32 protein-coding genes are annotated in these 26,551 nt (G+C 58.2%); 6 read left to right on the top strand and 26 right to left on the bottom strand.

The window, feature by feature from the left end:
• Window positions 1-38: 38 nt before the first annotated feature.
• The 21 genes from cysE to fabF form a co-directional block, all read right to left on the bottom strand.
• Window positions 39-848, bottom strand: coding sequence for a serine O-acetyltransferase (cysE, locus tag AB3Y40_RS06075; RefSeq protein WP_369437898.1), 810 nt, complete (start codon window positions 846-848; stop codon window positions 39-41).
• 77 nt (window positions 849-925) lie between these two features.
• The gene (locus AB3Y40_RS20405) at window positions 926-1,219 is read right to left on the bottom strand and encodes a DUF7742 family protein (protein WP_459553969.1); all 294 of its coding nucleotides are present in this window, start codon (window positions 1,217-1,219) and stop codon (window positions 926-928) included.
• Entirely contained in the window at window positions 1,219-5,133 is a 3,915-nt protein-coding gene (locus AB3Y40_RS06070) for a baseplate multidomain protein megatron (RefSeq protein ID WP_369437897.1), read from the bottom strand. The genes AB3Y40_RS20405 and AB3Y40_RS06070 overlap by 1 nt, the downstream gene beginning before the upstream one ends.
• A gap of 6 nt (window positions 5,134-5,139) precedes the next feature.
• On the bottom strand, window positions 5,140-5,571 hold the full coding sequence (locus AB3Y40_RS06065) for an NlpC/P60 family protein (RefSeq protein WP_369437896.1): 432 nt from the start codon (window positions 5,569-5,571) through the stop codon (window positions 5,140-5,142).
• Window positions 5,568-6,449, bottom strand: a complete 882-nt coding sequence (locus tag AB3Y40_RS06060; protein WP_369437895.1) for a DUF2163 domain-containing protein — start codon at window positions 6,447-6,449, stop codon at window positions 5,568-5,570. The genes AB3Y40_RS06065 and AB3Y40_RS06060 overlap by 4 nt, the downstream gene beginning before the upstream one ends.
• Window positions 6,446-7,078 carry a phage distal tail protein, Rcc01695 family gene (locus AB3Y40_RS06055; RefSeq protein WP_369437894.1) on the bottom strand — a complete coding sequence of 211 codons (633 nt, stop codon included), beginning with the start codon at window positions 7,076-7,078 and terminating at the stop codon, window positions 6,446-6,448. The genes AB3Y40_RS06060 and AB3Y40_RS06055 overlap by 4 nt, the downstream gene beginning before the upstream one ends.
• 11 nt (window positions 7,079-7,089) lie before the next feature.
• Window positions 7,090-7,749, bottom strand: a complete 660-nt coding sequence (locus AB3Y40_RS06050) for a phage tail tape measure protein (RefSeq protein ID WP_369437893.1) — start codon at window positions 7,747-7,749, stop codon at window positions 7,090-7,092.
• On the bottom strand, window positions 7,742-7,942 hold the full coding sequence (locus tag AB3Y40_RS06045; protein ID WP_369437892.1) for a rcc01693 family protein: 201 nt from the start codon (window positions 7,940-7,942) through the stop codon (window positions 7,742-7,744). Before AB3Y40_RS06045 ends, AB3Y40_RS06050 begins: the two co-directional genes overlap by 8 nt.
• Window positions 7,943-7,945: 3 nt before the next feature.
• Complete coding sequence (locus tag AB3Y40_RS06040; RefSeq protein ID WP_369437891.1) at window positions 7,946-8,260, bottom strand: gene transfer agent family protein; 315 nt, start codon at window positions 8,258-8,260, stop codon at window positions 7,946-7,948.
• On the bottom strand, window positions 8,260-8,676 hold the full coding sequence (locus AB3Y40_RS06035; protein ID WP_369437890.1) for a phage major tail protein, TP901-1 family: 417 nt from the start codon (window positions 8,674-8,676) through the stop codon (window positions 8,260-8,262). The genes AB3Y40_RS06040 and AB3Y40_RS06035 overlap by 1 nt, the downstream gene beginning before the upstream one ends.
• Window positions 8,677-8,706: 30 nt before the next feature.
• On the bottom strand, window positions 8,707-9,117 hold the full coding sequence (locus AB3Y40_RS06030; RefSeq protein WP_369437889.1) for a DUF3168 domain-containing protein: 411 nt from the start codon (window positions 9,115-9,117) through the stop codon (window positions 8,707-8,709).
• Complete coding sequence (locus AB3Y40_RS06025; protein WP_369437888.1) at window positions 9,114-9,452, bottom strand: head-tail adaptor protein; 339 nt, start codon at window positions 9,450-9,452, stop codon at window positions 9,114-9,116. Before AB3Y40_RS06025 ends, AB3Y40_RS06030 begins: the two co-directional genes overlap by 4 nt.
• Window positions 9,449-10,048, bottom strand: a complete 600-nt coding sequence (locus tag AB3Y40_RS06020; RefSeq protein ID WP_369437887.1) for a head-tail connector protein — start codon at window positions 10,046-10,048, stop codon at window positions 9,449-9,451. The genes AB3Y40_RS06025 and AB3Y40_RS06020 overlap by 4 nt, the downstream gene beginning before the upstream one ends.
• Window positions 10,049-10,209: 161 nt before the next feature.
• On the bottom strand, window positions 10,210-11,391 hold the full coding sequence (locus AB3Y40_RS06015) for a phage major capsid protein (RefSeq protein WP_369437886.1): 1,182 nt from the start codon (window positions 11,389-11,391) through the stop codon (window positions 10,210-10,212).
• Between the two features lie 29 nt (window positions 11,392-11,420).
• A complete protein-coding gene (locus AB3Y40_RS06010; RefSeq protein WP_369437885.1) occupies window positions 11,421-11,969 on the bottom strand; it encodes an HK97 family phage prohead protease in 549 nt (182 codons plus the stop codon).
• Window positions 11,970-11,987: 18 nt separating this feature from the next.
• Entirely contained in the window at window positions 11,988-12,197 is a 210-nt protein-coding gene (locus AB3Y40_RS06005) for a hypothetical protein (protein WP_369437884.1), read from the bottom strand.
• Window positions 12,187-13,371: a phage portal protein gene (locus tag AB3Y40_RS06000; protein WP_369437883.1), complete on the bottom strand. Its 1,185-nt coding sequence runs from the start codon at window positions 13,369-13,371 to the stop codon at window positions 12,187-12,189. The genes AB3Y40_RS06005 and AB3Y40_RS06000 overlap by 11 nt, the downstream gene beginning before the upstream one ends.
• Before the next feature lie 121 nt (window positions 13,372-13,492).
• Window positions 13,493-14,749, bottom strand: coding sequence for a DNA-packaging protein (locus tag AB3Y40_RS05995; RefSeq protein ID WP_369437882.1), 1,257 nt, complete (start codon window positions 14,747-14,749; stop codon window positions 13,493-13,495).
• Between the two features lie 7 nt (window positions 14,750-14,756).
• A complete protein-coding gene (locus tag AB3Y40_RS05990) occupies window positions 14,757-15,110 on the bottom strand; it encodes a hypothetical protein (RefSeq protein ID WP_369437881.1) in 354 nt (117 codons plus the stop codon).
• A gap of 162 nt (window positions 15,111-15,272) precedes the next feature.
• The gene (gene mltG / locus AB3Y40_RS05985; protein WP_369437880.1) at window positions 15,273-16,433 is read right to left on the bottom strand and encodes an endolytic transglycosylase MltG; all 1,161 of its coding nucleotides are present in this window, start codon (window positions 16,431-16,433) and stop codon (window positions 15,273-15,275) included.
• A complete protein-coding gene (gene fabF, locus AB3Y40_RS05980; protein WP_369437879.1) occupies window positions 16,433-17,695 on the bottom strand; it encodes a beta-ketoacyl-ACP synthase II in 1,263 nt (420 codons plus the stop codon). The genes mltG and fabF overlap by 1 nt, the downstream gene beginning before the upstream one ends.
• A gap of 23 nt (window positions 17,696-17,718) precedes the next feature.
• Here fabF and AB3Y40_RS05975 point away from each other — a divergent pair, with 23 nt between their 5' ends.
• On the top strand, window positions 17,719-18,780 hold the full coding sequence (locus tag AB3Y40_RS05975; protein ID WP_369437878.1) for a hypothetical protein: 1,062 nt from the start codon (window positions 17,719-17,721) through the stop codon (window positions 18,778-18,780).
• 1 nt (window position 18,781) lies between these two features.
• On the opposite strand, the gene AB3Y40_RS05970 is transcribed toward AB3Y40_RS05975, so the two are convergent.
• The 3 genes from AB3Y40_RS05970 to fabD all read right to left on the bottom strand — a co-directional run bounded on the left by AB3Y40_RS05970 (window position 18,782) and on the right by fabD (window position 20,846).
• Entirely contained in the window at window positions 18,782-19,015 is a 234-nt protein-coding gene (locus AB3Y40_RS05970) for an acyl carrier protein (RefSeq protein WP_369437877.1), read from the bottom strand.
• A 135-nt stretch (window positions 19,016-19,150) separates the two neighbouring features.
• The gene (fabG, locus tag AB3Y40_RS05965; protein ID WP_369437876.1) at window positions 19,151-19,888 is read right to left on the bottom strand and encodes a 3-oxoacyl-[acyl-carrier-protein] reductase; all 738 of its coding nucleotides are present in this window, start codon (window positions 19,886-19,888) and stop codon (window positions 19,151-19,153) included.
• A 22-nt stretch (window positions 19,889-19,910) separates the two neighbouring features.
• Window positions 19,911-20,846, bottom strand: a complete 936-nt coding sequence (gene fabD, locus AB3Y40_RS05960; protein WP_369437875.1) for an ACP S-malonyltransferase — start codon at window positions 20,844-20,846, stop codon at window positions 19,911-19,913.
• A 176-nt stretch (window positions 20,847-21,022) separates the two neighbouring features.
• Between fabD and AB3Y40_RS05955 the strand changes: the two genes are divergently transcribed.
• A complete protein-coding gene (locus AB3Y40_RS05955; RefSeq protein ID WP_369437874.1) occupies window positions 21,023-22,219 on the top strand; it encodes a cytochrome b/b6 domain-containing protein in 1,197 nt (398 codons plus the stop codon).
• 53 nt (window positions 22,220-22,272) lie between these two features.
• Here AB3Y40_RS05955 and AB3Y40_RS05950 read toward each other — a convergent pair whose 3' ends face one another.
• Together AB3Y40_RS05950 and AB3Y40_RS05945 are read right to left on the bottom strand one after the other, a co-directional pair.
• Complete coding sequence (locus AB3Y40_RS05950) at window positions 22,273-22,845, bottom strand: YceI family protein (protein ID WP_369437873.1); 573 nt, start codon at window positions 22,843-22,845, stop codon at window positions 22,273-22,275.
• Window positions 22,846-22,992: 147 nt separating this feature from the next.
• Window positions 22,993-23,613, bottom strand: coding sequence for a hypothetical protein (locus AB3Y40_RS05945; protein WP_369437872.1), 621 nt, complete (start codon window positions 23,611-23,613; stop codon window positions 22,993-22,995).
• 263 nt (window positions 23,614-23,876) lie between these two features.
• Between AB3Y40_RS05945 and rpsF the strand changes: the two genes are divergently transcribed.
• The 4 genes from rpsF (at window position 23,877) to AB3Y40_RS05925 (ending at window position 26,412) form a co-directional block, all read left to right on the top strand.
• Window positions 23,877-24,230 (top strand): 30S ribosomal protein S6, encoded by a 354-nt coding sequence (gene rpsF, locus AB3Y40_RS05940; RefSeq protein ID WP_369437871.1) that lies wholly within the window; start codon window positions 23,877-23,879, stop codon window positions 24,228-24,230.
• 27 nt (window positions 24,231-24,257) lie between these two features.
• Window positions 24,258-24,485: a 30S ribosomal protein S18 gene (gene rpsR / locus AB3Y40_RS05935; RefSeq protein WP_106353804.1), complete on the top strand. Its 228-nt coding sequence runs from the start codon at window positions 24,258-24,260 to the stop codon at window positions 24,483-24,485.
• Window positions 24,486-24,497: 12 nt separating this feature from the next.
• Window positions 24,498-25,142 (top strand): 50S ribosomal protein L9, encoded by a 645-nt coding sequence (rplI, locus tag AB3Y40_RS05930; RefSeq protein ID WP_369437870.1) that lies wholly within the window; start codon window positions 24,498-24,500, stop codon window positions 25,140-25,142.
• A 121-nt stretch (window positions 25,143-25,263) separates the two neighbouring features.
• Window positions 25,264-26,412 (top strand): tetratricopeptide repeat protein, encoded by a 1,149-nt coding sequence (locus AB3Y40_RS05925; protein WP_369437869.1) that lies wholly within the window; start codon window positions 25,264-25,266, stop codon window positions 26,410-26,412.
• Window positions 26,413-26,551: the final 139 nt, after the last annotated feature.

Raw genomic sequence — 26,551 nt, 5'->3', positions numbered from 1 at the left:
TAACGCCGGGCGATGCCCGGCGTTTCTGATTCTTAAGCTTAGTCCAGAATGCCGAGACCCTGATCCATCGTAATCGATGGTTGGGCGCATCCCGCCTCTCCCACGATCTTGGCTGGAACACCTGCCACGGTCTTCATCGGTGGCACGTCCTGCAATACCACAGACCCAGCCGCGATCCGGCTGCAGTGGCCCACCGAGATATTGCCAAGCACTTTTGCACCAGCCCCGATCAGAACGCCGTCACCAATGGTCGGATGACGAATCTCTTCTTCTTTGCCGGTCCCGCCCAATGTCACCGAATGCAGCATTGAGACATTGTCGCCTACGACAGCCGTTTCGCCGATCACGATGGAATGGGCATGGTCAATCATGATGCCTTTGCCGATGCGCGCGGCGGGGTGAATATCGACGCCAAACACCTCTGACACGCGCATTTGCACGAAATAGGCCAGATCGTGTTGCCCGTTTATGAACAGATGGTGCCCAAGGCGATATGCCTGCACAGCCTGATACCCTTTGAAGAACATCAGCGGCTGCATCAGCCGGTGGCAGGCAGGATCACGATCATAAGTCGCCACCAGATCAGCGCGCGCGTCCTGCACGATGTCTTCGTTTGCGGTATAGGCCATACGCGCAATTTCGCTGATTGTCTGCGCTGACATCTCGGTCGAAGCGAGTTTCATCGCGAGCCGATAGCCCAATGCAACCTTGAATTCGGAATGCTGCAAGATGCCATCATGCACCAAGGACCCGACCAAAGGTTCGCGTGTAACGCTATCCTGCGCGTCCTGACAGATGCGTTGCCAAACAGGATCAATTTCGCGCAGATGTGTACGAGCTTCGGCCATAACGCCACTCCTTTGTTCAGCTTTTGCTTATCCCAGATAGGCAACGTTCGCAAAGAACAAAGGTTTGATGGGCGAAATCACGTGGTGTGATGTGGGGATTTGACCAATTGCGCCTCCAGTACAATCGACAGGCAGTGCAGGTAGTCTGCATCACAATGTCGAGGCAATTTTCCACGTGGAAAACTGCGCGCCGCATCACCCAGCGACCCTTGTCCATATTCGGGGTGAGGTCGGTGATGGTGCTTGCTATAGCGGTCCGCGATATCTGCGCGCCAGAGTATGGCGCGCGCAAGTTGTCGTCGTTCGGCATCGGGCGCGGGCATCAAGGCCCTTGCTGTGTCCTGCAAGTCACTTGGATAGACTGGGCGCATCAGGGTTGCTCGATCAAGACGCTGCGGAATGGTCCCGGCCCGTACCTGTCTGATACCTGGGCAACATGAATGGTAAAATCATTGCCGTTTGTATCGGACGTCATGTTGGCGGTGCTATAGCTCCAATTGGGGGCCAACCGTGTCACTTCGCGCAAGATCGCGTTACCCTGTCGCACCTGCACCACATAGGCCTCACTGTTCTCGCCGAGTGGCACGTCCCCCGCACCCCACATATCGCCGTCAATCCGGGTCCGCCTGATCCAGTTCACATCCAGACCGCTGCCGACTGGCAATGCCTGAAGGTGGGAGACTGGATAGGGTCGATAGCCATTGCCTTTGAACGTCAGCTCAAGATGGCGATAGCTGCGGTCACTGACGGGCCGTTTTACCGGTCCATAGCGGTAGTGACGGGGATTGCCGCGTGACGCGGTCGGGATCGTGATTTGTTCAGGCCGCCCGTTCAGCAGCACAACCTTGGAACCAACAGGCCAGACGTTGGGCATTATGCCATCTGACCCGGATTGGCCGCGCAGAAGGCCTGTCAATTCGTAGGTCCTGGGCTCGACAAGGGTGGCATCTGAAAACTGCAGGACTTCCCAGTTGTCGGTCGTGCCATCGCCTATTGCAAGGGTATTGGCGCCCGAGAACAGCACCTCAGGCGTGACGGATTGCAGCGAACCGCTGACCAATTTCACCCGAAACCTGCGACGATCCCAGATCCCCAACGGGCCGTCATGCAGGGCTGTCTGCGTGATCCCTACGGTACTGCGATACCGCATGATATCTTGCAGGATATAGTTGCTGTCCTGCGGTGACGAATAAAGCGCCACCCCGCCCGACCAGGGGCTCGCTGTCAGCGCCAGATGCGGCTCGTGCGGCACCTCATTTCCTGTCAAAAGTGGGAGATCAAGAAAGATCGCCTCGACCGGGGTAGGCGCGACAAAGGGTTTCAGTCGTGCGCCCTCTTCGATCTGCGGCTGCGGGAGATAGACCTCATGGTCCACGCGTGTCGCCTCTGCCAGCACCATTCCGGCGTCATCGGTGCGGTCGATACGGTAGTGCCCTTGATGGCCGGTATCGCGTAGGTCGACGATGTCACCCGCACCCAAGCCGGACTGCGACAGGGGTAAAGCAAAGGTTACGCTATCTTTTGCCACCCGCGCCTCGTGGGTCCAGCGCGCTGCAATTCGCGCGCCTTCGGCCCGCGTCAGGACCAGCGGGAATTCTGACCGCGCGATCGTTGTGGTCTGTTCGTCTGGATGGATCGTTTCGCTCACGGCAACGTCGTAGTCGGCTTCGGCATCCAGAAACCCGATCTGAACCCGTCCAGCGACTTCAACCGACGGCGCCCGTGTATGAACGGCTGCGGCGTCTTTTTCAGGATCAAGTGCCAGATCATCCTGCGTCAGCACCGCATCGGAAAGACCATCGCGGTTGAAGAAGACCAGCATGCCTTCGCGTTCCACTGCATCAAACCCATACGCCAGCATCAAAGGTTGCAGGGCGGCCCGCGCACTTCCCACATCCGACACCGCATAGCCCCGCACCAGTCCGTAAAGCTTGCTGACATCGTAGTCCGCCAGCCCAGCCCGTTCACAGATTTCCGCAACAACGCTTGCCAAAGTCCGAGATGAGCTTCGGCCATTCAACCAATGCCCGCGCGCGTAGTTGTCGCCGTCCGACCAAAGCGCGGCGTTTGACGGAAAGAACGGAAATGGCCGCGCGTCCCAGGCCCAAACATGGGCGCGGGACATGTCCAGCATGCGACCGGTATATTCCACGTCCGTATAAGGGTTGTTGGCACCATTGGCATAGTGACCATAAAACGCACGCAGATATTGCATCTGCATGAAGTCGTCCCGCATCCCGTTCGAGAAATACGGCAACAGGGATTCCGACGATTTCGGATCAAGAAACTTGTTGGGCTGGTTTGTGCCCTTATCAATTGCTGCACATCCAAATTCGGTGAACCAAAACGGTTTAGACTTGGGGACCCAGCATGTCGGCGTCGCCTGCCGCTGCCCGTTTATCCGATTGTGGTGGGTGTGCGACCACCACCCCGGCAAATCCTTGTAGCGCCAGACCCAGGGTTCACCATCACCGTCGGTGATGGGTGTTCTGATCTGCGCCGCCCGTGCCTCGGGAGAGTGATAGAACCAGTCATACCCTTCCCCGCCGGTGACATTAGACTGCAAGTAGGACAGATTGTAGATTGATCCCCAATCAGCGTCCGAATGGTCAGAGCCATCCCGCCAATCTGACAGCGGCATATAATTGTCGATACCAATGAAGTCGATATTCGGATCAGACCACAACGGATCAAGGTGGAACAGCTTGTCGCTTGTCCCGACCGGTTGATAGCCATGGTACTCCGACCAATCGGCGGCATAGCTGATTTTGCAATCCGGACCCAAAATCGCGCGACATTCAGATGCCAACTGGCACAGCGCCGCGACGGCCGGAAATTGACCCCCGGTGGCACGGATCTGGGTGAGCGCCACCATTTCCGAGCCGATACAGAACGCGGATACGCCACCAGCCGCTGCACACAGATGCGCATAATGCAGAATGAAACGGCGATATTTCCATTCCTCAGGCCCGGTATATCGCACTACCTCACCATCTATCTGAAAGTCAGACGGTTGCGCGGTCCCGAAGAAGTCTGCGACCTCCGCAGCAGCGCCTGCGGTTTGGTCAGGAGTGCCTTGCTGATCCGGCGCTTTTGAGGTCGTGATACGCCCACGCCACGGCAGTTTGGGTTGACCGACCTCACCCGTCCACGGGTCGGGCAGCGTATTTCCCCCCATCTGCTCCATCAAGATGAACGGATAAAACATTGGGCGCTGGCTGCGTGCCCGCAACGCCTTGATCGCATCTACAACAGAGGCATCGGACGGTGTGCCACCATAGACGGGCCGCCCATCCAATTGGGGAACGACACCCGCACTTGACCGCGTCGCGCCTGCAACGCCCCAGACCATCGGTTCGCCTTCGGCAGTCTTCTGCTCGACTTTAGGGGCCACTTCGCAGTCTGCACAGCGCAAATCAGACCCGAACCACGAGACGACAAGCGACACCGACCGACAGGCAGGCAATTCTTCAGTCAGTGCAGTGGTCGATGTGATGAAATCGCTTTGCCCCGAAGGCGTGTTTTCGTTGATCGCAACTTGCTCACCAAAATCACCGCTCAAATAGACCGGGTCTTTGGCCAACGAAAACTCCCCGGTGCCGGGGATCATCGCGACCCCTTTGACTTGCCGCGCTATGTCCGCGCGCGGACGTGGCTCATCTGGTTCTGACGGGCGCATGACTTCAAACGTAAGCTGCGGCACGCGGTTGCCAAACTGGTCCAACTGCAAGTCTTCAAGCACCACATACGCGACACCGCGATATGCCGGCGCATTTCCGTTCCCCTCAACCGCGACAATTTTAGGATCAGGTTGCTGTAGTCGGTCGCCCTTGTAGACCCGCATGTTCAGCGCCTGCGGCGAAATCTCTGTTCCATCCGCCCAGATACGGCCAACACGGGTAATCTCGCCCTCGCACAACGCGATGGCAAGGCTCACCGAATAGCTGAATTCTGTGACGGTGGGCTGCGGGCCTGCGCCCTTTCCCCCACCAGAGGTGGTTTCTGTTTCGACAAACTGCGTGGCCCAGATGACCTGACCGGGCACGCGCATGCGGCCAAACACTGACTGAACAGCCATGCCCTCGCTTGCGCCGGTCAGGCGAAAACGATCAACACGACCGACCTCGACCGGTTCAGATCCTGCGCCCAGGATGCGTTGGTCGATCGCACGGCCAAGAACAGCGCCCGCCGCGCGCCCAATCGTTGCCATCGACAACCCAAGTACTGAACCGCCAATAGATCCGCCGAGTGCCATTCCGGCTGCAGATAGGACAATCGTTGCCATGTGCGGTTACCTCTTCTGAAATTCAAAACGCGCCGCGATACGGCGGCGCCATGGGTCTGTCAGCGGGCTTTCAACCACACCATGTCGCGCATAGGCGTGCACAAAACATGGGTCGGGTTCAGCTTGACTGAGAATGCCCAGATGCTTGGCAATACTGCCTTCGCGCATCCGAAACAGCAGGATCTGGCCTGGGGTCCAATCGTCTACATCGGCACATTGCGCCATATGTCGCGACGCGGCTTGCAACAGTAGCTCTTCGCCCTGCGGCTCGCCCCAATCGGGGGAATAATGCGGCGCCTGTTCAGGCTCGGCACCGTGAACTTGCCGCCAGACACCCCGGATCAGGCCAAGGCAATCGCACCCTGCCCCCCGGACAGAGGCCTGATGCACATAGGGCGTTCCAATCCAACGATAGGCTTCGGCGACGATCTCGCTCAACGAACAAGGCTCCCGCCATCGCTGTCATCAGAAGACCGCGGCACCGACATCAGCCAGTCTTCACCGGGCATGTCCGGAAAGCCCTGAAAGTTGATAAAATTGTCGAATTTGACCCTACAAGTCTCTGCGCGCTTGTCGCATCCGGCGTCGATCCGCAGTGTATCCCCGACCGCAACCTCTGCGCGGATTGGATGCCACAGTGTGATCCTGTGGCGGTTCCCCTCCTTGCGGTCGTGCTTGATGGCACCGGTCAGGTCGGATGCCTCGCCCGTCATCACTGTCAAGATGCCTTGCTCAAACCAACGGTCCACATAAGGTCCGGCGTTCACAAGGAATGTGCGATTTTCCACTACGTCAAGAACATCAGCCGTCAACCGATAAGTGGCAGAGTTGAGGTTAAAACCACAGGCCGCATCACCCAACACCGCCGAACAGCTGCGTAGATAAGACCGCCCTTGTGGCTGGTTTAGCGCCTCGGTCAGCCCGCGCAGCTCTGCTTCGAATTGGCCTGATTTGCGTGTGATCTCGCCAATCGTGCCTGCAAAGCGAATCTGCCGGTTGTCCACCGCATCCCATTGCACAAGCCACGTCTTGACAGCCGCCCCATCGAAACGACCCGCGACAATATCGGCCTCTTTGATGACATCCGACTGCAAAAGCCCCATCGCGTCCGTGTTGTTCACAGACAATCCGGTGCTGGCAGCAAGCGCCTTGGCGCTCATACCGCTGTCGGCCAGAAAGGTGATGCCATCAAACTTCAGCGGATTATCATGGTCGGTGAAGCCAAACGTCACACCGTCCTTACGGGTGATGGCCCAACACTGACACACATGGGTCTGCCCGGTTTTGAGATGATCCAGAAGCCCCTGCACGCTCATATCCGCACCTCGACAACTGGAACGGATGGCGCCTGGCCGGCCTGAAAACTGGCAACCGCAGTGGCGATCCGATCGGAATCAAATCGGACGGGTACGTCAAATTCATAACCTGCACGCACTATTGCCCCTAGATCAGGCGGATGCGTGAATGTCACAATCCCGGTTTTGACATCTACTGTGTAGTCAATTCCGTCCTGCTTCTCGTCACCGCCGACCGAAATTCGTACAGTGCCTTCCACCGGCTTGCGAATGGGGCGTTCATAGCTTTGACTGCCCGACACATAGGTCTTGATCAGCTGCACCTTTCGGGTCGTCTCATCGCCGGTAAAGATGATCTGATCCTGTGAAGACGCGTCCTCTGACGGGCATGACGATTTGTAGTCGCCCCAGTCTTTCCAGCGAAATGCAAAAAGCTGACCTTGGCGAGCTTCAAAGAACGACACCAACTGCTCTACATCATCTAGCGACCGCAAACCCATTCCGGCGTCATAGCGCCTGCGGGAATGGGCCCAAGGTGTGTTGCGCTCTTCAAAGCCATTGGCAAGGGTGACAACCTCGGTCCGGCGCTCAGGCCCGCCAATCGCGCCAAAGCTGAGGTTTGCCGGAAATCGGACTTCGTGGAATGACATGTTTGTCCCCTTCAGCGGTTACGTTGACCACGTCCGAGGACGCGCGCCATTTGTGCAGCGATTTGCCCCTGTGAACGCTGAAACGATTGCGCATCCGGGGTTGAGATGTTCATGGTGACATTGACCGAGCCGCCCGCGCCGCCACGTACACCCAGCTTTCCGTCAGAGCCGCGTGCGAGCGGCATGATTGCCTCTGGCCCGGCTTCACCCATCAGCCCGGTGCCGCCACGCATTGGAAACGTCGTGGCGCTGGACACCACACCACCATTGGCAAAGGGCATCACCCTGCCCTGACTGAATGGCGCACCGTTCGCATAAGGCATCAGCCCCGAAACAGCGGAATTGATACCGTCAGATAGCATGCCGCCCAAATGATCCGTGATCGGGGAAATCGCCGCCGAATAGGCCGTATCAATCATCGATTGCGCGACCGAGTTCAGGGCGTCCGTCAACTTCATGCCATCAAACACCAAACCATCAAAGGCCTTGCGCAACCCGCCGGCGAACCCGCGCTCCAGGTTTCCCAGATCGCGCGTTGTTTCGCCCAACGTCACCTGAACAGCGCGCAGTTCACTATCAAAGCTCGCCGTCAAGGCAGAAGCATCGCCTAACGTTTGCTCAAGTGCGCTCACATTGGCCTCTAGGTCGTCGAACCGTTCGAAATCATCCATGTGTTTCATCCTTCTTGCCCGGCGTGTCGGGATAGCTTTGCAACAGCGCGTTCAGGCGTTCCCGGTTCAACGGTTGGTGACGCGCACCACCGCCCAGCATCATCGACAGTTCAGCCGGGCTTAGCCGCCAGAACGCATCGGGATGCAGGTGCAAATGGTGCAGGCCTGCGTGCATCAAGGCTTGCCAATCCATCCGTCATCCCATCGGCGCAAATGCACGCGCGAGAAGCGTCGCTGCCAAGCGCGCGGCTTCAATCGGCCCACCGCCAATATCTGCTGACAACAAATCCTCGGACCGGCCAGACCAGCCACCACCACGCAGCCCAGCCACGATCAGCGCCATGACATCCCGGCTTGCATAGCGCTGCTGCTCAAACCGTTGGACAAGCGCTACGAGGCTCTCTTCGTCCAACGCGTCCTCAAGTTCAGCCAGTGCGCCCAATGTCAGCTTTGCGACATGAGGCACACCATCAATGGTGATCGACACCTCCCCTGCCAATGGGTTCACCATCAGACCAGCGCAACAAACGTTAGTTCGCCGGCAGACGCCAATGACATCTCAAACGTGGCCTCTCCGTCATGCGTTCCCGCATACTCGAGGGATGAGATCTGGAACGCCCCCTCGACCGTGCCAAAGTCCGGGATGACGACCTGAAAGTCTGGCGTCTCGCCATCAAAAAAGACCTGACGCACCCGCTCATCCGTCGTGGCGTCCTTGAAAATTCCGGACCCGGAAATTGATGCCGTCTTGACACCGGCACCTGCCAAAAGCTCGCGCCAGCCGCCCGCGCTTTCCAGACTGGTCACGTCCACGCTCTCTGCGTTGAAACTGATGCGCGATGCCCGCAACCCCGCGGCGCTTTCAAACAGGCCGTCACCCGTCATATCAATCTTGATCAAAAGGTCTTTGCCGTTTTGCGCAGCCATAATGTCACTCCTTGACTGTAAGAATTGGCGCTACGTGTCGGAAACACGAGCGCGGAAAACCATATCGATACGGCGCATGTCGCCTGTTCCTACCCGCGCAGCCGTAGCGCGGCGAAAGCGCAACCCGATCAGCGTGCCGCGTGTCAGCACCAGGTCGGCATCCACGAGGGCGTCGGAAATAATACCCGCAGCCTCTTTCGCTTGCGCAAAACCGGGGCTTTCGCTCACGACAGAGATGGTAAACTCATGCCATGCGCCATGGGCCAGATTGTCGGATGCATCCCGCACCTTCTCTGGCCCAAGGGCCACATAGATGGCTGGGACCGACCCACTTGGGATCGCATCAAAGATGTTGCCGCTGACAAGGGCCACCAACGCAGCATCATTCGAAAGGCGCTGAAACACCGCCGCCTGCAACGCCGAAGAAATCGCATAGCTCATACTGCCACCTCTTCCTGCGCCTGACACAGCAGGTACCGGCCTTCGCTGTCTTGTTCCGTGACTGCATTGATTGAGAAGATGCGCGAACCTTCGCGAAACCGCTGCCCCGCATGGGGCCGCGAGGGCGCACCAACGGGTGCTGCACGCACGGTCACCTTGTATGGTACACGTGACAAGGGCAATGCGTTCACTGCCTGCTCGCGACCGGTACCTGCAATGACTTGTGCCCAAAGCTGCCCCAGCGGCTGCCATTCGGTGGTAAAACCACCAGCGTTATCTGGCACGCGGTAACTGTCTTCCAGCGTCAGCTGGCGATTTAGAACCGGGGCTTTCATTGGCCGCTTCCCATGAACAGCCGCACCGTGCGGTACCGATCAATCAGGGCAGATACGCCAAACGGCATTGTTCCTCCGTGCAGCGCCGCCTCATGCCGATATTCGTAGAAGTGCGCTGCCAACATCATCACAGCCTGCCGCAGATCAATCGGCAGATCCGTCCAATCAGCGCCATAGCCTGCAACAACCTCGACCTTCAGGCTTCCGCCCGTGGGGATACTCGGCAAACAGCTTGACGTTGCCAGAACAGAGGGGCGCTGGTCGTCCTTTTCCAATTGATACCGGTGGTCGGGGATCAGGATCTCGCTCCCGTCGCGCGCAATCAGCACCATTCGGATGATCGCGTGCACCGGTGCCAGCGGCAGCGGCTGGCGTTGTTCGTCGCGCCAACCTGTGATGGTCCAGGAAAAGTCGCGCGTCACCAAAATCTTGCCGGTCCGGGCTTCAATAGCCGCGAGCGCTGCGCGCAGGAAACCTTCAAGCATCTCGTCCTGCAGCCCATCGTCAGAAAAGCCAGAGCCCAAGCGCAGGTGGTTCTTGAATTGGGACACCGGCAACACAGTTGGTGGCACGGTCGTCAGCTCGGTTAACATCATCGAAACGTCTCCGCAGGGTGCTATTTCATCGGACGGTGGTCCCGAAGGCGCGGCGACTCCCGACGTTGCTCGGACGGATCAGAGCAGTGGGACAACGCCGGGTGATACAACGCCTCCGGGGTAAGTCGCGGACAGCTCTGCCCGCGACTTATGCTTGCGGTTTAGCTGGTGCCAAACTTCAACAACTTGATGGCCGCGTAGTCGCTCACGGCTCCACCAACGCGCTTGGTGGCATAAAACAGCACATGTGGCTTGGCCGAGAACGGATCGCGTAGAACGCGCAGGTCCGGACGCTCTGCAACGGTGTAGCCGGCGGCAAAGTCACCAAAGGCGATAGGTGTGGCATCAGACCCTGCATCAGGCATGTCTTCCGCAATCAGCACCGGATAGCCCAGCAATCGCGCAGGTTCACCCGCAGCAAGACCGTCAGACCACAAGAACCGCCCATCCGCGTCTTTCAACTTGCGAACCAGACCAGCAGTGCGGCTGTTCATCACAAAAGCAGCCCCGGCGCGATATTCGGCACCCAATGCATAGACCAGATCAATAACCGCATCCGCATCGCCAATGCCACCGTCAACGCCAGTTGGCACATAGCCAAGATTGCCCCAGGCCCAGACGCCATTGTCGACAGTTGGATAAGTCATGATGCCCATTGGCTTGTCGACACCGTCACCGTTCACGAATGCATCGGCTTCGGACCGGGCAAACTTGTCTGCAATCCGACCGGCCAGCCATCCCTCAATATCAAAGGCGCTGTCATCAAGCAGGCGCTGGCTCGCCTTTGGCAAAGCGGACAATTCATGCAGTGGAATTGTGATCCGGTCGATCTGCGGGCTGTCTGTCTCAGCCGTCGGGTCGGTCTCGGTGGCCCAACCTGCACCCAGTTCGGTGTGATCAATCAGCACATCGTAAGATGTCGCATCAACGTTCACGACGCTGGCGATGGACCGGATCGACGCCGTACTGCTCAGCGTGCTTTGAATGGCGTCTGCTGTCTGCGGATCAACCAGATAACCGCCGTCTGCTGCCACGGCAGAGCTCATCGCCTTGCCTTCTAGGCTTAGCCCGCGCAGGCCTTCGTCGTCGCCGGACCGCAAGTAGGCTGCAAAAGCCTTCTGGTGCGGTGCTTCCTCTGCAGCAGCCATCGCCAAAGCGGGGCGGCCTGCCATCATCGTCTTACGGTCAAGCTTGTTCATGCGGTCTTCCTGTTTTTGCATCTTGGCGTCAATGCCGGTTGAGAATGTCTTGAATTCGCTGACAAACCCGCTGATCGCGGTACGCAGCTCCTCGGCCGGAGACAGATCTTCCCCGGTCCGAGACTTGGTCTCGGTCTGTGTCATCTTGGTCCTCTTGTCGTGGGTGGCGCTAATCAGGTGTCGGTGCTGATCAGCTCGGATCGGGCGGCACTAAAAACGGCCGCCAATTCGCGCAATGTGGCATCAGCGGGATCATCCGCCTTGGCCGCCACCCGCGCATCGGGCAACATGGGAAACGTCACAAGTGAGACCTCCCACAATTCAAGCTCTGACAGCACGCGGCCGCCATTGGTGTCTTTGGTGGCGCGCACCGTGCGGTATCCGATGGACAATCCGTCAATTGCGCCTGCCGTGATAAGTGCTGCAGCCTCTCGTCCTTTCGCCACATCCTGCAGGATGCGTCCTTTGACCCACAGCCCCTTGCCGTCCTCGCGGATTTCGTCCCAAACGCCGATGGGTTGCGCCGGGTCGTGCTGCCACAGCATTTTGACCGTGCGGCCCTTGTCCTTCAGCGCCTTGAGCGCTGCGACATAGGCCCCTTTGCTCACGACATCACCACCTTGGTCTGTTTTTCCAAACAGCGAGGCGTAACCCGAAATTTCGGCACCATCGGTGACAGTCAGGCCGGCATCCATCTGACAGAACTTGTGCTCAAGTGTCATGTCGTCTCCTTTTTCGCGTTAGCTCTGCGGTGAAAATGTTTGAATGATTTCAAAAAGAAGCAGCGCAGCGGTGCCGCAAACCAGCATCAAGATCTGCCATTCCAGCTTCTGAATGATGCTCTCGATCCGCGTCAGACGTGCATCAACCTGGGCGAACCAGAAGTCTGTAACAGGCAGCGGTGTAGACCTGCGGCCTTTGGCTGAAATCTCGACAATATTATCCTTCATTGCCCACCTCCTGCACCGGCAGCCCAAGAAGTGCGCGCTTCTCCGATGCGGTCAGAAAACTCGCCTCTGCAATGCGCCGCCATTGCGCATCGCGCTCAATCGACAGGGCTGGAATTTGGTCCAGATCAGGGCGTAGCTCGACGACCTCTGCAGTATAATCCGAAAGCCAGTCAGCAATCGCACCACTGACCCGCGTCACCAGCGGCAAGACCGTCAGACGATAGAATGCCCGGTTGGCTTCCTGGTAGTTGGCGTAGGTGGCGTCGCCCGTAATCCCCAGCAGCATCGGTGGCACACCAAAGGCAACAGCAATCTCGCGGGCGGCCGCCTCTTTGGTCTTTTGGAACTCCATGTCCGAAGGCGAAAAGCCCATCGGCTTCCAGTCCAACCCACCTTCAAGCAACATCGGTCGACCAGCATTGCGCGCGCCCTGATGGTGGCTCTCCATCTCGCTCAGCAAGCGGTCATATTGATCAGATGATAGCTGTGCCTGCCCTTCGGCCCCTTTGTAGACAATCGCACCGGATGGTCGCGCGGCATTGTCCAAAAGGGCTTTGGACCAGCTGGAAGCCGCATTGTGGACGTCAATCGCGCCCGCAGCGGCCTGCATGGCTGACAAGCCGTAGTGGTCGTCTTGTGGATGGAACGATTTGATATGACACACCGGGCTCGCACCACCTTGCAAGGTAAAGCGATGCTTACGACCGTTGACGTTGTATTCATATGCAACCGGCCAGCCATCCGCACCAGGGACAAGGCTCATCCGGTCAGAGCGCAGCACATGCAACTCACCGGGCAAACCTTCATCACCAACGGCCTCGATATAGGCGTTGCCAGTCAAAAGGAGCTGCCCAAACAGGTTCTCCAGCAATTCGGCGCGCCCTTGCCCCGCATTCGGACGCGAAAGAAGCTCTAGAATGGGGTGAACATCATAGCGCTGTTTTTGATCTTGCAGGACCAACGGTACTGCGGCGGCAGCTTCTGCAATCAGCTTCACGGCGCGGAACCCAATCGGGTTGGACGCAAAACCGGTCTTGGTCAGTGACCCGGTGTCGCGTGCCGACCAAGCAACGCGGCCTTGCGTCGACCATGCGATCACACGGCCCGCAGCCGAGGCTTTTGTTTCCGCAACCGCCGCAGCCGTCGCGTCGCCCTTGCCAAAAAACTGGAACATCCACTTCTCCTTGCTGGCACCACATCCTGGCGCGCCGTCTTGTTCGTTCGAGCAATCTGCCCGTAAAGTATTGAAAGTTTCGATGAGCACCGCACGGTGCCCGGCACTCCAGAGAATCCAGCTACAATCCACGCACTTGCGGTGCCGCCCATGACTTGGCGGGGATCAGCATCAGCTCTGTTAACGCCCAGACAAGCGCGTCAACACGGTCGGGCGATCCTTTTCCCTCAAATCCCAGCAGCGTCATCTGGCCCATCTCAGCCTCAAGGTCTTGCAGCCCTCTGACATGGGCTACCCTGCCCTGCGCGTACAGCGCCGCCACAGGTTCTGCGCGTGCGGCTTTCCCGCGCGAGGCGTGCAAGCCTTTCACAGGTACCAATGGATCAACGCTGCGGATGACTGTCTCAACCAAATCACCGCCTTGGTTCACCTCTGCGACCAAGCGGTCTGCCTGGTGCCGGTGCAAGGCGGCTACGGCCGCTTTGGCCCAAGTCAGCGGCGCTGCCGCCGCAACACTTGCGTCCTCCAGCACATAAGCTCGCCATTCATATGGCGGCCCTTTCATCACGACACCCGCTACAATGATTCCGCAGGCATCCGACCGGGCATGTCCGCTGACCGGCGGATCAACTGCCACGACAATGCGATCCATCTCAGGTGCTGTGCTGACAACCTGCCGCGCGACATCATCCATGTCCCACAGGCCCCCTTGCACATCCGTCAACAAAGCACCGTCCAGTTCTTGCCGACCCAGCCGTGTCCCAGCATAGCGGCCCTGCACTTCCTTTAGAAAACTGGGCGCAAGGTTCGCGGCATTGTCGAATGTCGTCGCACGTGTCATCCGCGTGCTGTCAGTTTCCAACAACCTCCGCAACAACGGAACGTTGCGCGGCGTCGTCGTGACCGTCGCGCGCGGCGCCTCACCCAACCGCAACCCAAATTGCAACATATCCCAGGCTTCGTCGGGATGCGGCCATTTTGCCAATTCATCCACCCATGCCCCATCAAACTGCGGTCCGCGCAGGCTTTCTGGATCAAAAGCAGAGAATAACTGCGCTGTTGCCCCGTTCTCCCATTGCAGCATTTTGCGGCCGGCGACCCAATCAGGACGAAATGCAGGTGGCGACATCGCAAGAATCCCGCTTTCACCAAAGATCATGACCTCGCGGGCCTGCTCAATCGTCTCGCCCACCAGTGCGATGCGCTGTGCCTGTCCTTGCAAGGTCTGCGTTGGCCCTTCGACCATCGTGCGCACCCATTCGGCCCCGGCGCGGGTCTTACCCGCGCCGCGCCCACCCAAGATGACCCAGGTCCGCCAATCCCCCTCCGGTGCCAGTTGATGCGGCATCGCCCAAAAGGCAAAGAGGTAGGGCAGCATTTCCAGTTCAGCTGGCGTCAGGGTCTTCAGAAACCGCCTTTGCACCGAGCGTGGCGCGGAGGCGATCAAGCCTGCGCCCAATTTGATCCCGGATTGTTTCAAGATCGATGGGCTCATCAGTTTCTGCGTTTTTGATTTGGTCATAAAGGGCCTCTTCGGCTTTGAGCAGAAGAGCCTGCAACCTTTGCAGCTCATTCAACTTGCGTTTGACAACCTGCCCGGTCAGCACTTCTTTGCGACTGGTATGGGTGCCGTAAAAGGCCATCATCCGCCTAATTTCGCGGAACATCTCGCGATATTCCGCAAAGCGTCTGTGCACCTGCGCGTGCTTAACGCGCGGTGGGTCTGTCGTTGATGTCATTGGTCGCGCCTGTACTGGTTCCCGTCCGATACAGTCCGCAAAACGATGCCTTCCCCGCACCTTTTTGCAATCCCGACGCTACAGCAATCGCAGTCACATGGCAAAAAGGCGGGCAACACTACCGTGCGCCCGCCTCAGCATTTCGTTTACCAAGATTGCAATTTAGCCGTCGTTGTTGGCAGCCCGATCAGCCTCAATCTCACGCCACCGCGCGACATTGCGGTTGTGGTCTTCCAGATTGGTTGCAAAGGCATGACCTCCGGTTCCGTCGGCCACAAAGAAGATGAAATCTGTCGTATCAGGATCAAGTGCGGCCAGAATGCTCTCGCGGCCCGGGTTTGCGATCGGCGTCGGCGGAAGCGCTGGAATAACATAGGTATTCCAAGGGGTTTCGCGCCGCAACTCAGACTGCCGCAAGCCACGCCCCAACACACCTTCACCCTTGGTAACACCATAAATGACTGTCGGGTCAGTCTGTAGTTTCATCCCTTGGTTCAAACGGTTCACAAACACGCTCGCAACCTGCCGTCGTTCTTCCGGTACGCCCGTTTCTTTCTCAACGATGCTGGCAAGGATCAATGCTTCTTCAGGTGATTGCAGCGGCAACCCATCCGTCCGGCCTGCCCATGCCTCGGCCAAGAACGCCGTCTGCGCAGCGGTCATTTGCGCAATCAGGTCATTGGGGTTGTCGCCCGGCCGAAACTCATAGCTGTCGGGAGCCAAGCTTCCCTCAGGCGGAATGTCGTCAATCGTACCTTCCAGCACATTCAGATTATTCAGCGCCTCGCGTACCTGCCAACTTGTGACGCCTTCGGCCAAAACCACGTTATAGCTGGTGTCGCTATCCTCGCGCGCGGCCTGATACGCCTCAGGCTCTGCCTCACTTGGATCAAAGCGCGCCAGATCAACAAACCGATTGCTGGCCGGGTCAAGCTCTCGAACCTGCACCTGCTGCGAATTCACACCGACACGGTAAATGATCTCTGTCCCGCAGGTGTTTTGCCCACCACGCGTGATGATATCGGCGATCTCTTCCATCGAGGCACCCTCGGCCACGCGGAAACTCCCTGCTTTCAGATCACCGGACTTGCCTGCATAATCCACACCCATCCGAAAAATGGCGGGCGAAGAGACAGCACCTTGCGCCTCAAGCGTCTCAGCGACGCGGCGCATGTTGCTCCCGCTTTCAACCCGCAGACACATCGCTTGTGCCAAAGGTCCCGGTGCCGTGTACTGACTGCTACCCCAAGCAATCACGCCACCCGCAAGGAACAGCGCAACCACAAAGAACGTCAGTGCATTAGACGCGATATGTCGCCACATCAGGTGACTTTCCCCAAGACAAGGCTTGCGTTGGTGCCGCCAAATCCAAAGGAGTTTGACAGAGCCACATCAATCCGGCGCGGACGCTTTTCGTTTGCACAAAGATCAACTTTGGTATCCGCCGCAATCGTATCGAGGTTGATGGTCGGCGGGGCGACTTGATCGCGGATTGCCAACATTGAGAAAATCGCCTCAATCGCTCCTGCTGCACCTAACAAGTGACCCGTCATCGACTTGGTTGATGACATTGTCAACTTTGCCGCTGCAGCCTCTCCAACCAAACGTTCAACAGCGCCAAGTTCAATGGTATCGGCCATGGTCGACGTCCCATGAGCGTTTACGTAGTCGATCTTCTCTGGTGCAATGCCCGCATTGCGGCAAGCCGCGCGCATAGCGCGTTCCGCGCCCTCGTGATCTGGCGGCGGGGCGGTAATGTGATGGGCATCGCCTGACAGGCCATAGCCCAAAATCTCGGCATAAATCTTGGCGCCGCGGGCTTTGGCGTGCTCGTAGTCTTCCAGCACAACAATCCCCGCACCTTCACCCATCACAAACCCATCGCGGTCTGCGTCCCATGGACGGCTGGCCTTGGTTGGATCTTCAGCATGCGCTGTGCTCAATGCCTTACAAGCGTTGAAACCCGCGATGCCCAAACGGCAGATTGCTGCCTCTGCACCACCGGCAATCATCACATCGGCATCGCCATGCTGGATCAAACGGCTTGCATCGCCGATTGCATGAGCACCGGTCGAACAAGCCGTTACCACCGAATGGTTCGGCCCCTTGAACCCATACCGGATCGAGACTTGACCAGAGATCAGGTTGATCAACGCGCCCGGTACAAAGAACGGCGACACACGACGTGGACCTTTTTCTTCCATCATCACAGCGGTGTCCGCGATAGAGTTCAGACCACCTATGCCTGACCCGATCAGAACGCCGGTCCGCTCAAGGCTTTCAGAGTCGTCTGGCATCCAGCCCGCATCTTCAATGGCTTGCTGGGCGGCAGCCATCCCGAACAGAATAAAGGTATCGACCTTTCTCTGTTCCTTGGGCTCCATGTATTTGGCAGCGTCGAATGTACCATCTGTACCGTCACCAAACGGGACTTCGCAGGCATAGGTCGTGGTCAGACCCGTGGTATCAAAACGGCTGATCGCTCCAGCTCCGGACTGACCGTCCAAGATCCTGCTCCAGCTGGCCTCGACCCCGTCAGCCAATGGCGTGACCAGACCCAGTCCCGTGACAACTACGCGGCGCATGTTTTGCCCTCACCTCTGATTTATTGGCCCCTGATACCGCAGCCCTTTGGGCGGGGGCAAGGGCCGAGGATATAAACCGCAACTTCATGCTTAAACGCCCTTTAACCATACTCGAGTTAACACAGCACATGTTCAACAAAACGCCATTCAAATCTTCTGTCCTTGCCCTCGTTGCAGCACTGGCCATGCCACATGCCGCAAAAGCCGCGGTGGACTGTGACGCAATCAACGCGTTGTCCCGTATTTCGGACACGGTGACGTCCCATAACAACTGGCCCGTAGATCAGGTGCTTCCAAACGGATTGCGTCGCGATTTTGCGCGCTTCAACCAATCCAACATCCGGCATCTGTTTGAAGAATATCCGGATGCGCAGGCCATTCAAACCCTTGAAAATTTTGGACAAACAGCGCAAAGGATCGCGCAGCTTGCGCGCAGCAATCGTGGTGCGGACATCCATCTTTTGCTGCAATCACCTGCGATTGTTACGCTTTTTGATGACGCCAAAGATGTGCTTGATCAACTGGGCTGCAATGGCCCTCGGGCCGCGGCAAAAACGCAGCCAGAAACCGTGTCAAATGCCTCGGCCCAAGGGGGCGCATCAGATGGTTTGACAGAAGTCTCAACAGGCTTGGGGCTCGTGGTTTCGTCACGACCGATTCTGCTGATAATTTGCTTTTTGGTACTGGTCGCCGTCTGTTTTGCCAGCATTCTGATACGTCAGCGCAGCGTGGCAGTGCGGCGCAAAAGACGCCGCTTTGTGCTGAACCAATCGGTGGAGTTTTGCTGTGACGGGCCGCCGTTGAATGGCAGGATTTTGGATATCAGTTGCTTTGGCACCAAACTGCACCATTACGGCCAATTGCCGACCGACGACCAGTTCGCGATTCAAATCCTGCTCAACAACAAATGGCGGGATGGAACGGTCAAATGGGCCAACGATCACTATGCGGGGCTGGCATTTGACACGCCACTTTCCCGGGCCAGTGTGTTCCAAATTCTTAAGTCAAAACAAAAGGATAAAGCTCCACCCGCAAAAAAAACGACGCCCGCTCGGGCGCCGTCTTTAGAAAGCACTGATCTTTGACTTACTTGGAGTCAGAGATGAACTTCACCGCGTCACCAAACGATTGAATCGTTTCGGCGGCGTCATCAGGAATTTCGATGCCAAATTCTTCTTCGAACGCCATCACCAGTTCGACCGTATCAAGGCTGTCTGCGCCCAGATCATCAATAAAAGATGCACCCTCGACAACTTTGTCTTCTTCCACACCAAGATGCTCTACAACAATCTTGCGTACGCGGTCTGCGACGTCGCTCATGGCTATTCCTCACGTTCTGCTGGGCATTTGCCCGGTTTTTGGGGCCCTTGGCGGGTCGCCCGTCTCAATCTTCGTGGCCTATAGCAGAGATTTTGTTTAGCGCAAACGCTTTCCGGCATCCCCGCCACAGCATCGTCAGAACATGGCCATTCCGCCGTTCACATGCAAGGTGGCCCCGGTGACATAGCCTGCTTCGGCACTGGACAGGTAGGCGACCGCCCCCGCAATCTCGGCCGCGCTGCCCATCCGACCTGCAGGGATTTGTCCAAGGATTCCAGACTTTTGATCGTCGTTCAGCTTGTCCGTCATCGCGGTTTCAATAAAGCCAGGCGCGACACAGTTCACGGTAATGCCACGGCTTGCAACCTCGTAGGCGATCGACTTTGACAGGCCGACCATCCCTGCCTTGGAGGCAGCATAATTCGCCTGCCCGGGATTGCCGGTGGCGCCTACCACACTGGAAATATTGATAATTCTGCCCCAACGGCTTTTCATCATCCCACGAATGACGCCCTTGCAAAGCCGCATGGTCGAGGTCAGGTTCACCTCAAGCACGCTGGCCCATTCCTCATCTGACATGCGCATAAAGATGTTGTCGCGGGTGATACCGGCGTTGTTGACCAGAATGTCGACGCTTCCCATCGCCTCAACCGCTTGTTTTGGCAGGTTATTTACAGCATCTGCATCTGACAGATTGCAGGGCAGCACATGCACCCGATCCCCCATCTCTGCGGCCAAAGCCGTCAAAGGATCGACCCGGGTGCCAGAGATACCAACGGTGGCGCCTGCGGCATGCAATGCCTTTGCAATCTCGCCGCCGATACCGCCGGACGCGCCGGTGACCAGCGCATTTTTTCCTGTCAGATCAAACATCTGTGCTTCCTTCCTCAAGTATTTATTCTGTGCTGTTCATCACGGCATTGACGTCATCAGGCGTGCCAATATTGCGGGTCGCGACGTCGCGATTGATCCGCCGGATCATGCCCGACAAGGCCTTGCCAGAGCCGATTTCCCACATTTCGGTCACACCTTGCGCAGCCATCCAGTCAACGGAAGCCCGCCAACGCACGCGACCTGTGACCTGTTTGACCAGTAAGTCCCTGATTTCATTGGGGTCTGACACACTTTGCGCGGTGACGTTCGCCACCAGCGGGACGGCAGGTACGGTGATGTCGACCGCAGCCAGCGCCTCTTGCATGCGGGTGGCTGCGGGCGACATGAGGGAACAATGGAATGGGGCTGAGACCGGCAGCATCACCGCACGTTTTGCGCCGGCTTCCTTGGCCAGGTCCACCGCCCGTTCGACGGCGTTTTTATCACCAGAAACAACGGTTTGCGCAGGATCGTTTTCATTCGCGACCTCGCAGACATCGCCCTGTGCGGCAGCCTCGGCCACGGCGGCTACGGCCTCAATATCCAAGCCCAGAATGGCGGCCATGGCACCCTGACCTGCAGGGACGGCGGCTTGCATGGCGTCGCCACGGATGCGCAAGAGCCGCGCGGTGTCGGCGATGCTGATGGACCCAGCGGCGGCGAGGGCGGCATATTCGCCCAACGAATGGCCCGCGACGAACCCGGCGTCGGTGATGCTAAGCCCTTCTGATTGCAAGGCTTTCATGGCTGCAAGCGATGTTGCCATCAGGGCGGGCTGCGCATTGGCCGTCAGCGTCAGCGTCTCAATCTCGCCTTCCCAGATCAGGGTTGAAAGCGCCTGCCCGAGGGCATCGTCGACTTCTTGAAAAACTGCTTTCGCATCAGGGTATTGGGCGGCGAGCGCCTGTCCCATTCCGATGGTTTGTGCCCCCTGCCCGGGAAAAATGAATGCCCGCATTGTGCCGTCCTTTTCTTGATCGCGTTTTTACGACTAGCCGTTCATCCGCTTATGCACAATCCATACACATCGCGGCAACAACCCATGTGTATCGCGCACAGAATCTGAGCGCTGGTGCTGAATTGCGCCGCCAAGGCTGCGTGTTAGTGTGCCCTTGCACAGAACTGGAGCGCCACATGACTGCCACCCCCCCTGCTGTTTATGGATCTTTAACCAAGGTTTTTCACTGGCTGACGACCGCACTGATTTTGGCGATTATTCCGCTAGGTTTGGTTGCCAATAAGTTACCGTTTGAGACGAGCGCAGAGCTGGCGTTCAAGGCCCAGGTCTTTTCCTGGCACAAGACTTTGGGGGTGGCGGTTTTCCTTGTCGCGCTGCTGCGAATCCTTTGGGCGATCACGCAAGCCAAGCCCGGTCCCCTGCATCCGGAACGCAAGGCGGAGACGTTCCTGGCCGAGACCGTGCATTGGCTGCTTTATGGGTCGCTGGTGATCGCGCCGCTGACGGGGTGGATTCACCATGCGGCGACCGCGGGGTTTGCGCCGATCTGGTGGCCGTTCGGGCAGAACCTGCCGCTGGTGCCCAAGGATGAGGGGATCGCACATGTGTTTGGCAGCCTGCATTGGGTGCTGACCAAGGTGATGGCGGCTTCGATCCTTTTGCATATTGCGGGCGCCCTGAAGCATCAGTTTGTAGACCGCGATGCAACGCTGGGCCGGATGTGGTTCGGTCGCCGTGATATTGCCGCCGTTCCTGCCCACCGCGCCCCGGCGGCCGCACCTTTGGCAGCCATTGTGATTTTTGCGGCGGCAAGTGCGGGTGCTGTGGCGATGTCAGGCGGTGACCATGACGGCCCGGAAGCTGCGGCATTGGCAGAGGTGCAATCCGGTTGGGTCGTGCAGGACGGTGGCACAATGGCGATCACCATCACCCAACTTGGCAGTGAGGTGACAGGCACATTTGCGGACTGGACGGCGGATATCACCTTTGACGCCGATGCAGGCCCCGACTTTGGCGATGTCACCGCGCAGATTGCGATTGGGTCGCTGACGCTGGGGTCGGTCACAGATCAGGCGATGGGGCCGGACTACTTTGATGCCACGGCCTTTCCCACAGCCACGTTTGCCGGGCCAATCACATCAGATGGTGGGGCGACCTATCGTGTGGATGGGGAATTGGAGCTGAAGGGGGTGACAGCACCCGTGACACTGCTGTTTGATCTGCAGGATCAGGGGGATGGCAGTGGGCTGATACAGGGGTCAGCGGTGATTGATCGGATGACGTTTGATATTGGCGCGGGCCAGAATGATGAAGGCACGCTGGGGTTTGAAGTGATCCTGAACCTCGACTTTGTCGCCAGACCTGCGGAATAGAAAAAGGGCCGCAGGTTGCCCCTGCGGCCCGATCTTCATGACTGTTGGACGGGTTATTCGGCTTTCATCGCCTCGACCGAGATCATCACTTCGACTTCGTCGCTGACGAAGGGCGCGAAGTTGCCGACGTTGAAGTCAGACCGCAGCAGGGTCGTGGTGGCGTCAAACCCGGCCCAAGGCTTTTCGGCCATCGGGTGGTCGCCAACCTGGTTCAGTGTGGCATCGAGCACGACGGATTTGGTGACATCGTTCAACGTCAGATCGCCCGTGATCAACGCGGTGTTGTCGCCTGTCACTTCGATTGCGGTTGAGGTGAATGTCACCATCTCATCGTCGGAGGCATCGAAGAAGTCGCCGGACATGAAATGTTCAAAGCGTGCTTCCCAACCGGTCATCATGGACCGGACAGGGAAGGAAACAGAAACGGAAGAGGCGGCAGGATCTTCCTGATCAAAGCTGATTTCGCCTTCAAAGCCCGAGAACATGCCAAAGTTTGTAGAATAGCCAAGGTGGTCGTAGCTGAACACGATCTGGCTGTGGCTTGAGTCGAGGACATAGACCTCTGGTGCTGCGACGGCGGGTGCGGCCAGCAGGGCCAGAAGGGCTGTGGTGGTGGCAAGTTTCATTGATCTCTCCAATGGTGTGTGAATCTGTCGGGACAATGTGATGGCGCACCGGTGCGAGGCAATTACGCAAATCTGAACATATTGTGTTCGCGCAAAAAAGCGCCCCGGACGGGACGCTTTTGGCAGCATTACGCTGATGCGTTTGGATCAGAGTGCGGTTGGCACAATCGTCTTTTCGGCGCGCCGTGGGACGGCGTCCATCATCATGTCGCGGCCCAACCGGTCACGCAGTGGTTCCAACGCGTCAATGCGGCCACCCACCACGGGCAGCGTCTGGGCAGTGTTGCGGTAGCGCAGGACCAGCACCGCCTGATTGCGCGGCGCATTGGCGCGGTCGAGGAAGACGCCACCGATACTGTCAAAGCCGTAGCGACCAATCAGCGTCGAGCGGCCAGCGCGGTTGCGCACAACTTCGCGGACTTCGCCCAGCGAGGTATCAATTTGCAGTTCGGATTCGGTGCCACGGCTGGCGAACCAAAGCAGGTAAGCGGCCAAACCGAAGAAGATGACAGCGGCCATCGCACGGATCGTGAGATCAACCGCCCCTGCCAGCACCTCTGGCAGCAACAGCAGGCCAAGGCCCGCGGCCACAAACGCGGCGCCAAAGAACATTGAGGCGGCCTGCAGCACGACCGTCCCGATCTTGGGGCCTTCGGTGTTGCGGATGATATAGCCCCAGTAGGTTTCGTCCACGGCGAAGGATTTCTTACGGGGCGCCAACTCGGCATCAATCGTAATCGGACGCACAACGTTTGACACATCTGACATTGCTGCATTCTCCAATAGGTATCGATCAAAATCTGATCCTAAACTGGGGCAAGAAATGGGCAGGCACGTGACGCTGTTAAGGTTTTGTTAACTTACGTTAAGGAAACCCGAGACATGCAAATGGGCTTGCGTGGACAGGCGATCGCTGTATAAGCCCGCTACCTTCCGCGAGCTTTTATGAACTGCGCAGTCTCTCGTGGGTTGGGTGCGGAAGCGACAACGCCCATCCCTATGAAATGCGCCGAGAAATGAATGGAGCCCACATGCCGCTTTATGAGCATGTTATGATTGCGCGTCAGGACCTGTCCAACACGCAAGCCGAAAGCCTGATCGAACACTTCAGCACCGTCCTTGCGGACAACGGCGGAAAAGTCGTTGAAAACGAGTACTGGGGCGTGAAGACGATGGCCTACAAGATCAACAAGAACCGCAAGGGCCATTATGCCTATCTGCGTTCCGATGCACCGGCACCTGCCGTGCAGGAAATGGAACGTCTGATGCGTTTGCATGATGATGTGATGCGTGTGCTGACCATCAAGGTGGATGCACACGAAGAAGGCCCCAGCGTTCAGATGCAGAAACGTGATGAGCGCGACAGCCGTCGCGAGCGTCGCTAATCGTTGATCAGGAAAGGACCATAACTCATGGCTACTAAACCGTTTTTCCGTCGTCGTAAGTCTGATCCGTTTGAGGGCGACAACGCCCCGAAGATCGACTACAAGGACACACGTCTGCTGCAGCGCTACATCTCTGAGCGCGGCAAGATCGTCCCTGCCCGTATCACCGCTGTTGGTGCCAAGAACCAGCGTAAGCTTGCCCAGGCAATCAAGCGCGCGCGTTTCCTGGCCCTGCTGCCCTACGCTGTGAAGTAAGGAGACACCGCTATGGAAATCATCCTGCTTGAACGCGTCGCCAAGCTTGGCCAGATGGGCGAAGTTGTGTCGGTCAAAGAAGGTTACGCCCGTAACTTCCTGTTGCCACAGGGCAAGGCGCTGCGCGTCAATGCCGCCAACATGGCCCGGTTCGAGGCCGAGAAGGCCCAGTTGGAAGCGCGCAACCTTGAGACCAAGAAAGAAGCTGAAAGCCTCGCTGAAAAGCTGGACGGTCAGCAGTTCATCGTGATTCGCTCTGCCTCTGACGCGGGTTCGCTTTACGGGTCTGTCACGCCCCGTGACGCCGCTGATGCAGCCACTGCCGAAGGGTTCACCGTGGACAAGAAGCAGATCGTGCTGACCGGCCCGATCAAAGAGCTTGGCCTGCACGACATGGACGTGAACCTGCACCCCGAAGTTGCAGCCAAGATTACGCTGAACGTCGCACGTTCCGCGGAAGAGGCTGAACTGCAGGCGGCTGGCAAGTCGATTCAGGAACTGGCCGCGGAAGAAGAAGCTGCTGCAGAGTTCGAGATTCAGGAACTCTTTGACGATATCGGTGCTGCGGCATCCGAAGACGAAGAGTTGGCTGAAACCGCTGGTGTTGAGGTGGCCGAAGAGGCAGCCGACGACGCGGGCGACGACGACAACAGCTAAGGCGTCCTGCCAAAATCGCAAAGGGCCGTGTCAGGTATGACGCGGCCCTTTTGCATGGGCGGCACGAAAACTGCCTGCCACGGTCGCAACCCTGCCATTTTTGAATGGTGCAAGGGCTGCCATGACGGTGATGCAAGACATTCAGGCCGACCCACGCGCGTTGCAGATCCTGTATCAGGGGCGCGACCTAGAGGTGCTGTATCTGCCAGGGCGCGCAGCCTATGCGCTGGTCAGCTTTGACATCATGCATGCCCGTGCCAATGGTCGCACGGGGTTCGCGCTGAAGCTGGCGCGCAAGAATGACATTCCGCTGTTTGCTGTCGTACCGCGCCGCCCCCACTGGTACCCCCGAGCCGAAGCCGAAGTGGCGGCCAAGCTGATTGCTGCCGCCAAGGACCGTCCCACGATTGGCTATGGTGCCTCGATGGGCGGATATGGTGTGTTGAAATACGGGCGGCTGTTGAACACGGATGCAACGCTGGCCTTTTCGCCGCAGATCAGCATCGACCCTGGCGTTACCGGCGCGCAGGACCGGCGCTATGGCCGGTTTTATGATGCGGCCGCCAACGGTGAGATGGCCGTAACACCCAGCGACGTGGCACCAAACAGTCGGATCATCTATGATCCGATCTTTGCGCCGGACCGCTATCAGCAAGGGCTGCTTGCCCCGGATGTCGCAACCCGGATCGGTCTGCCGCACATGGGGCATCGGGCAATTGCGACGATGACGGGGTCCGACAATGCGATGGCGGTTTTTGCAGCGGCCCTTGCCGGTGACGACGCCACGATCCGCAATGTGCTGCGTGGCAACCGCAGCCAGACGCGCGACTATTACCAAGGGCTTGCTGGCGCAGTTCTGGCCCGTGGACGGCCCCAGCTGGCGCTGTCGATCCTGCAAAAGGGCGCGGCCCTGGCCGACATGGCGCAAGACACGCGTCTGATGCGGGCCCGGATTTACAGCCAATTGGGACAGGCTGAACGGGCCATTGCGCTGGTTGAACCCCTGATCGCCGAACAGCCCCATCAGGTGATGTTCAAGCGGGTGCTGGTTGATGTGTTGGAACAGGCCGGGCAGACCAAACAGGCCATCGCGGTGCTGCAAGAGGCGCTGGCACAGTCACCTAACGCGGTGTTAGCGATCCGGTTGTCACGGCTGCTGCACCAGACCAACCCGCGCAAGGCCAAGGCATTTGACGTCACGGCCCGTGCCACATGGCCCGCGCATGCCGACCATTTTGCCGGACAGGTCGCGCGCGCACCCCTTGCCTGACCCCGGTCCAAGACAAGAATTGCGCGGTGGGCCCGATCCACGCTAGGCTGAACCTGTCCGGCGCTGTCGCCTTGCATATCCCTGTTACAAGTTCCTGCCAGACAGACGTCTGCCAACACCTTTGCCAAGGGGGATTACC

This window comes from Yoonia sp. R2331 (genome assembly GCF_041103235.1).
GTDB lineage: Bacteria > Pseudomonadota > Alphaproteobacteria > Rhodobacterales > Rhodobacteraceae > CANMYO01.
The sequence above is the reverse complement of the archived record's forward strand: the minus strand, read 5'-3'. Positions and strand labels throughout refer to the sequence as shown.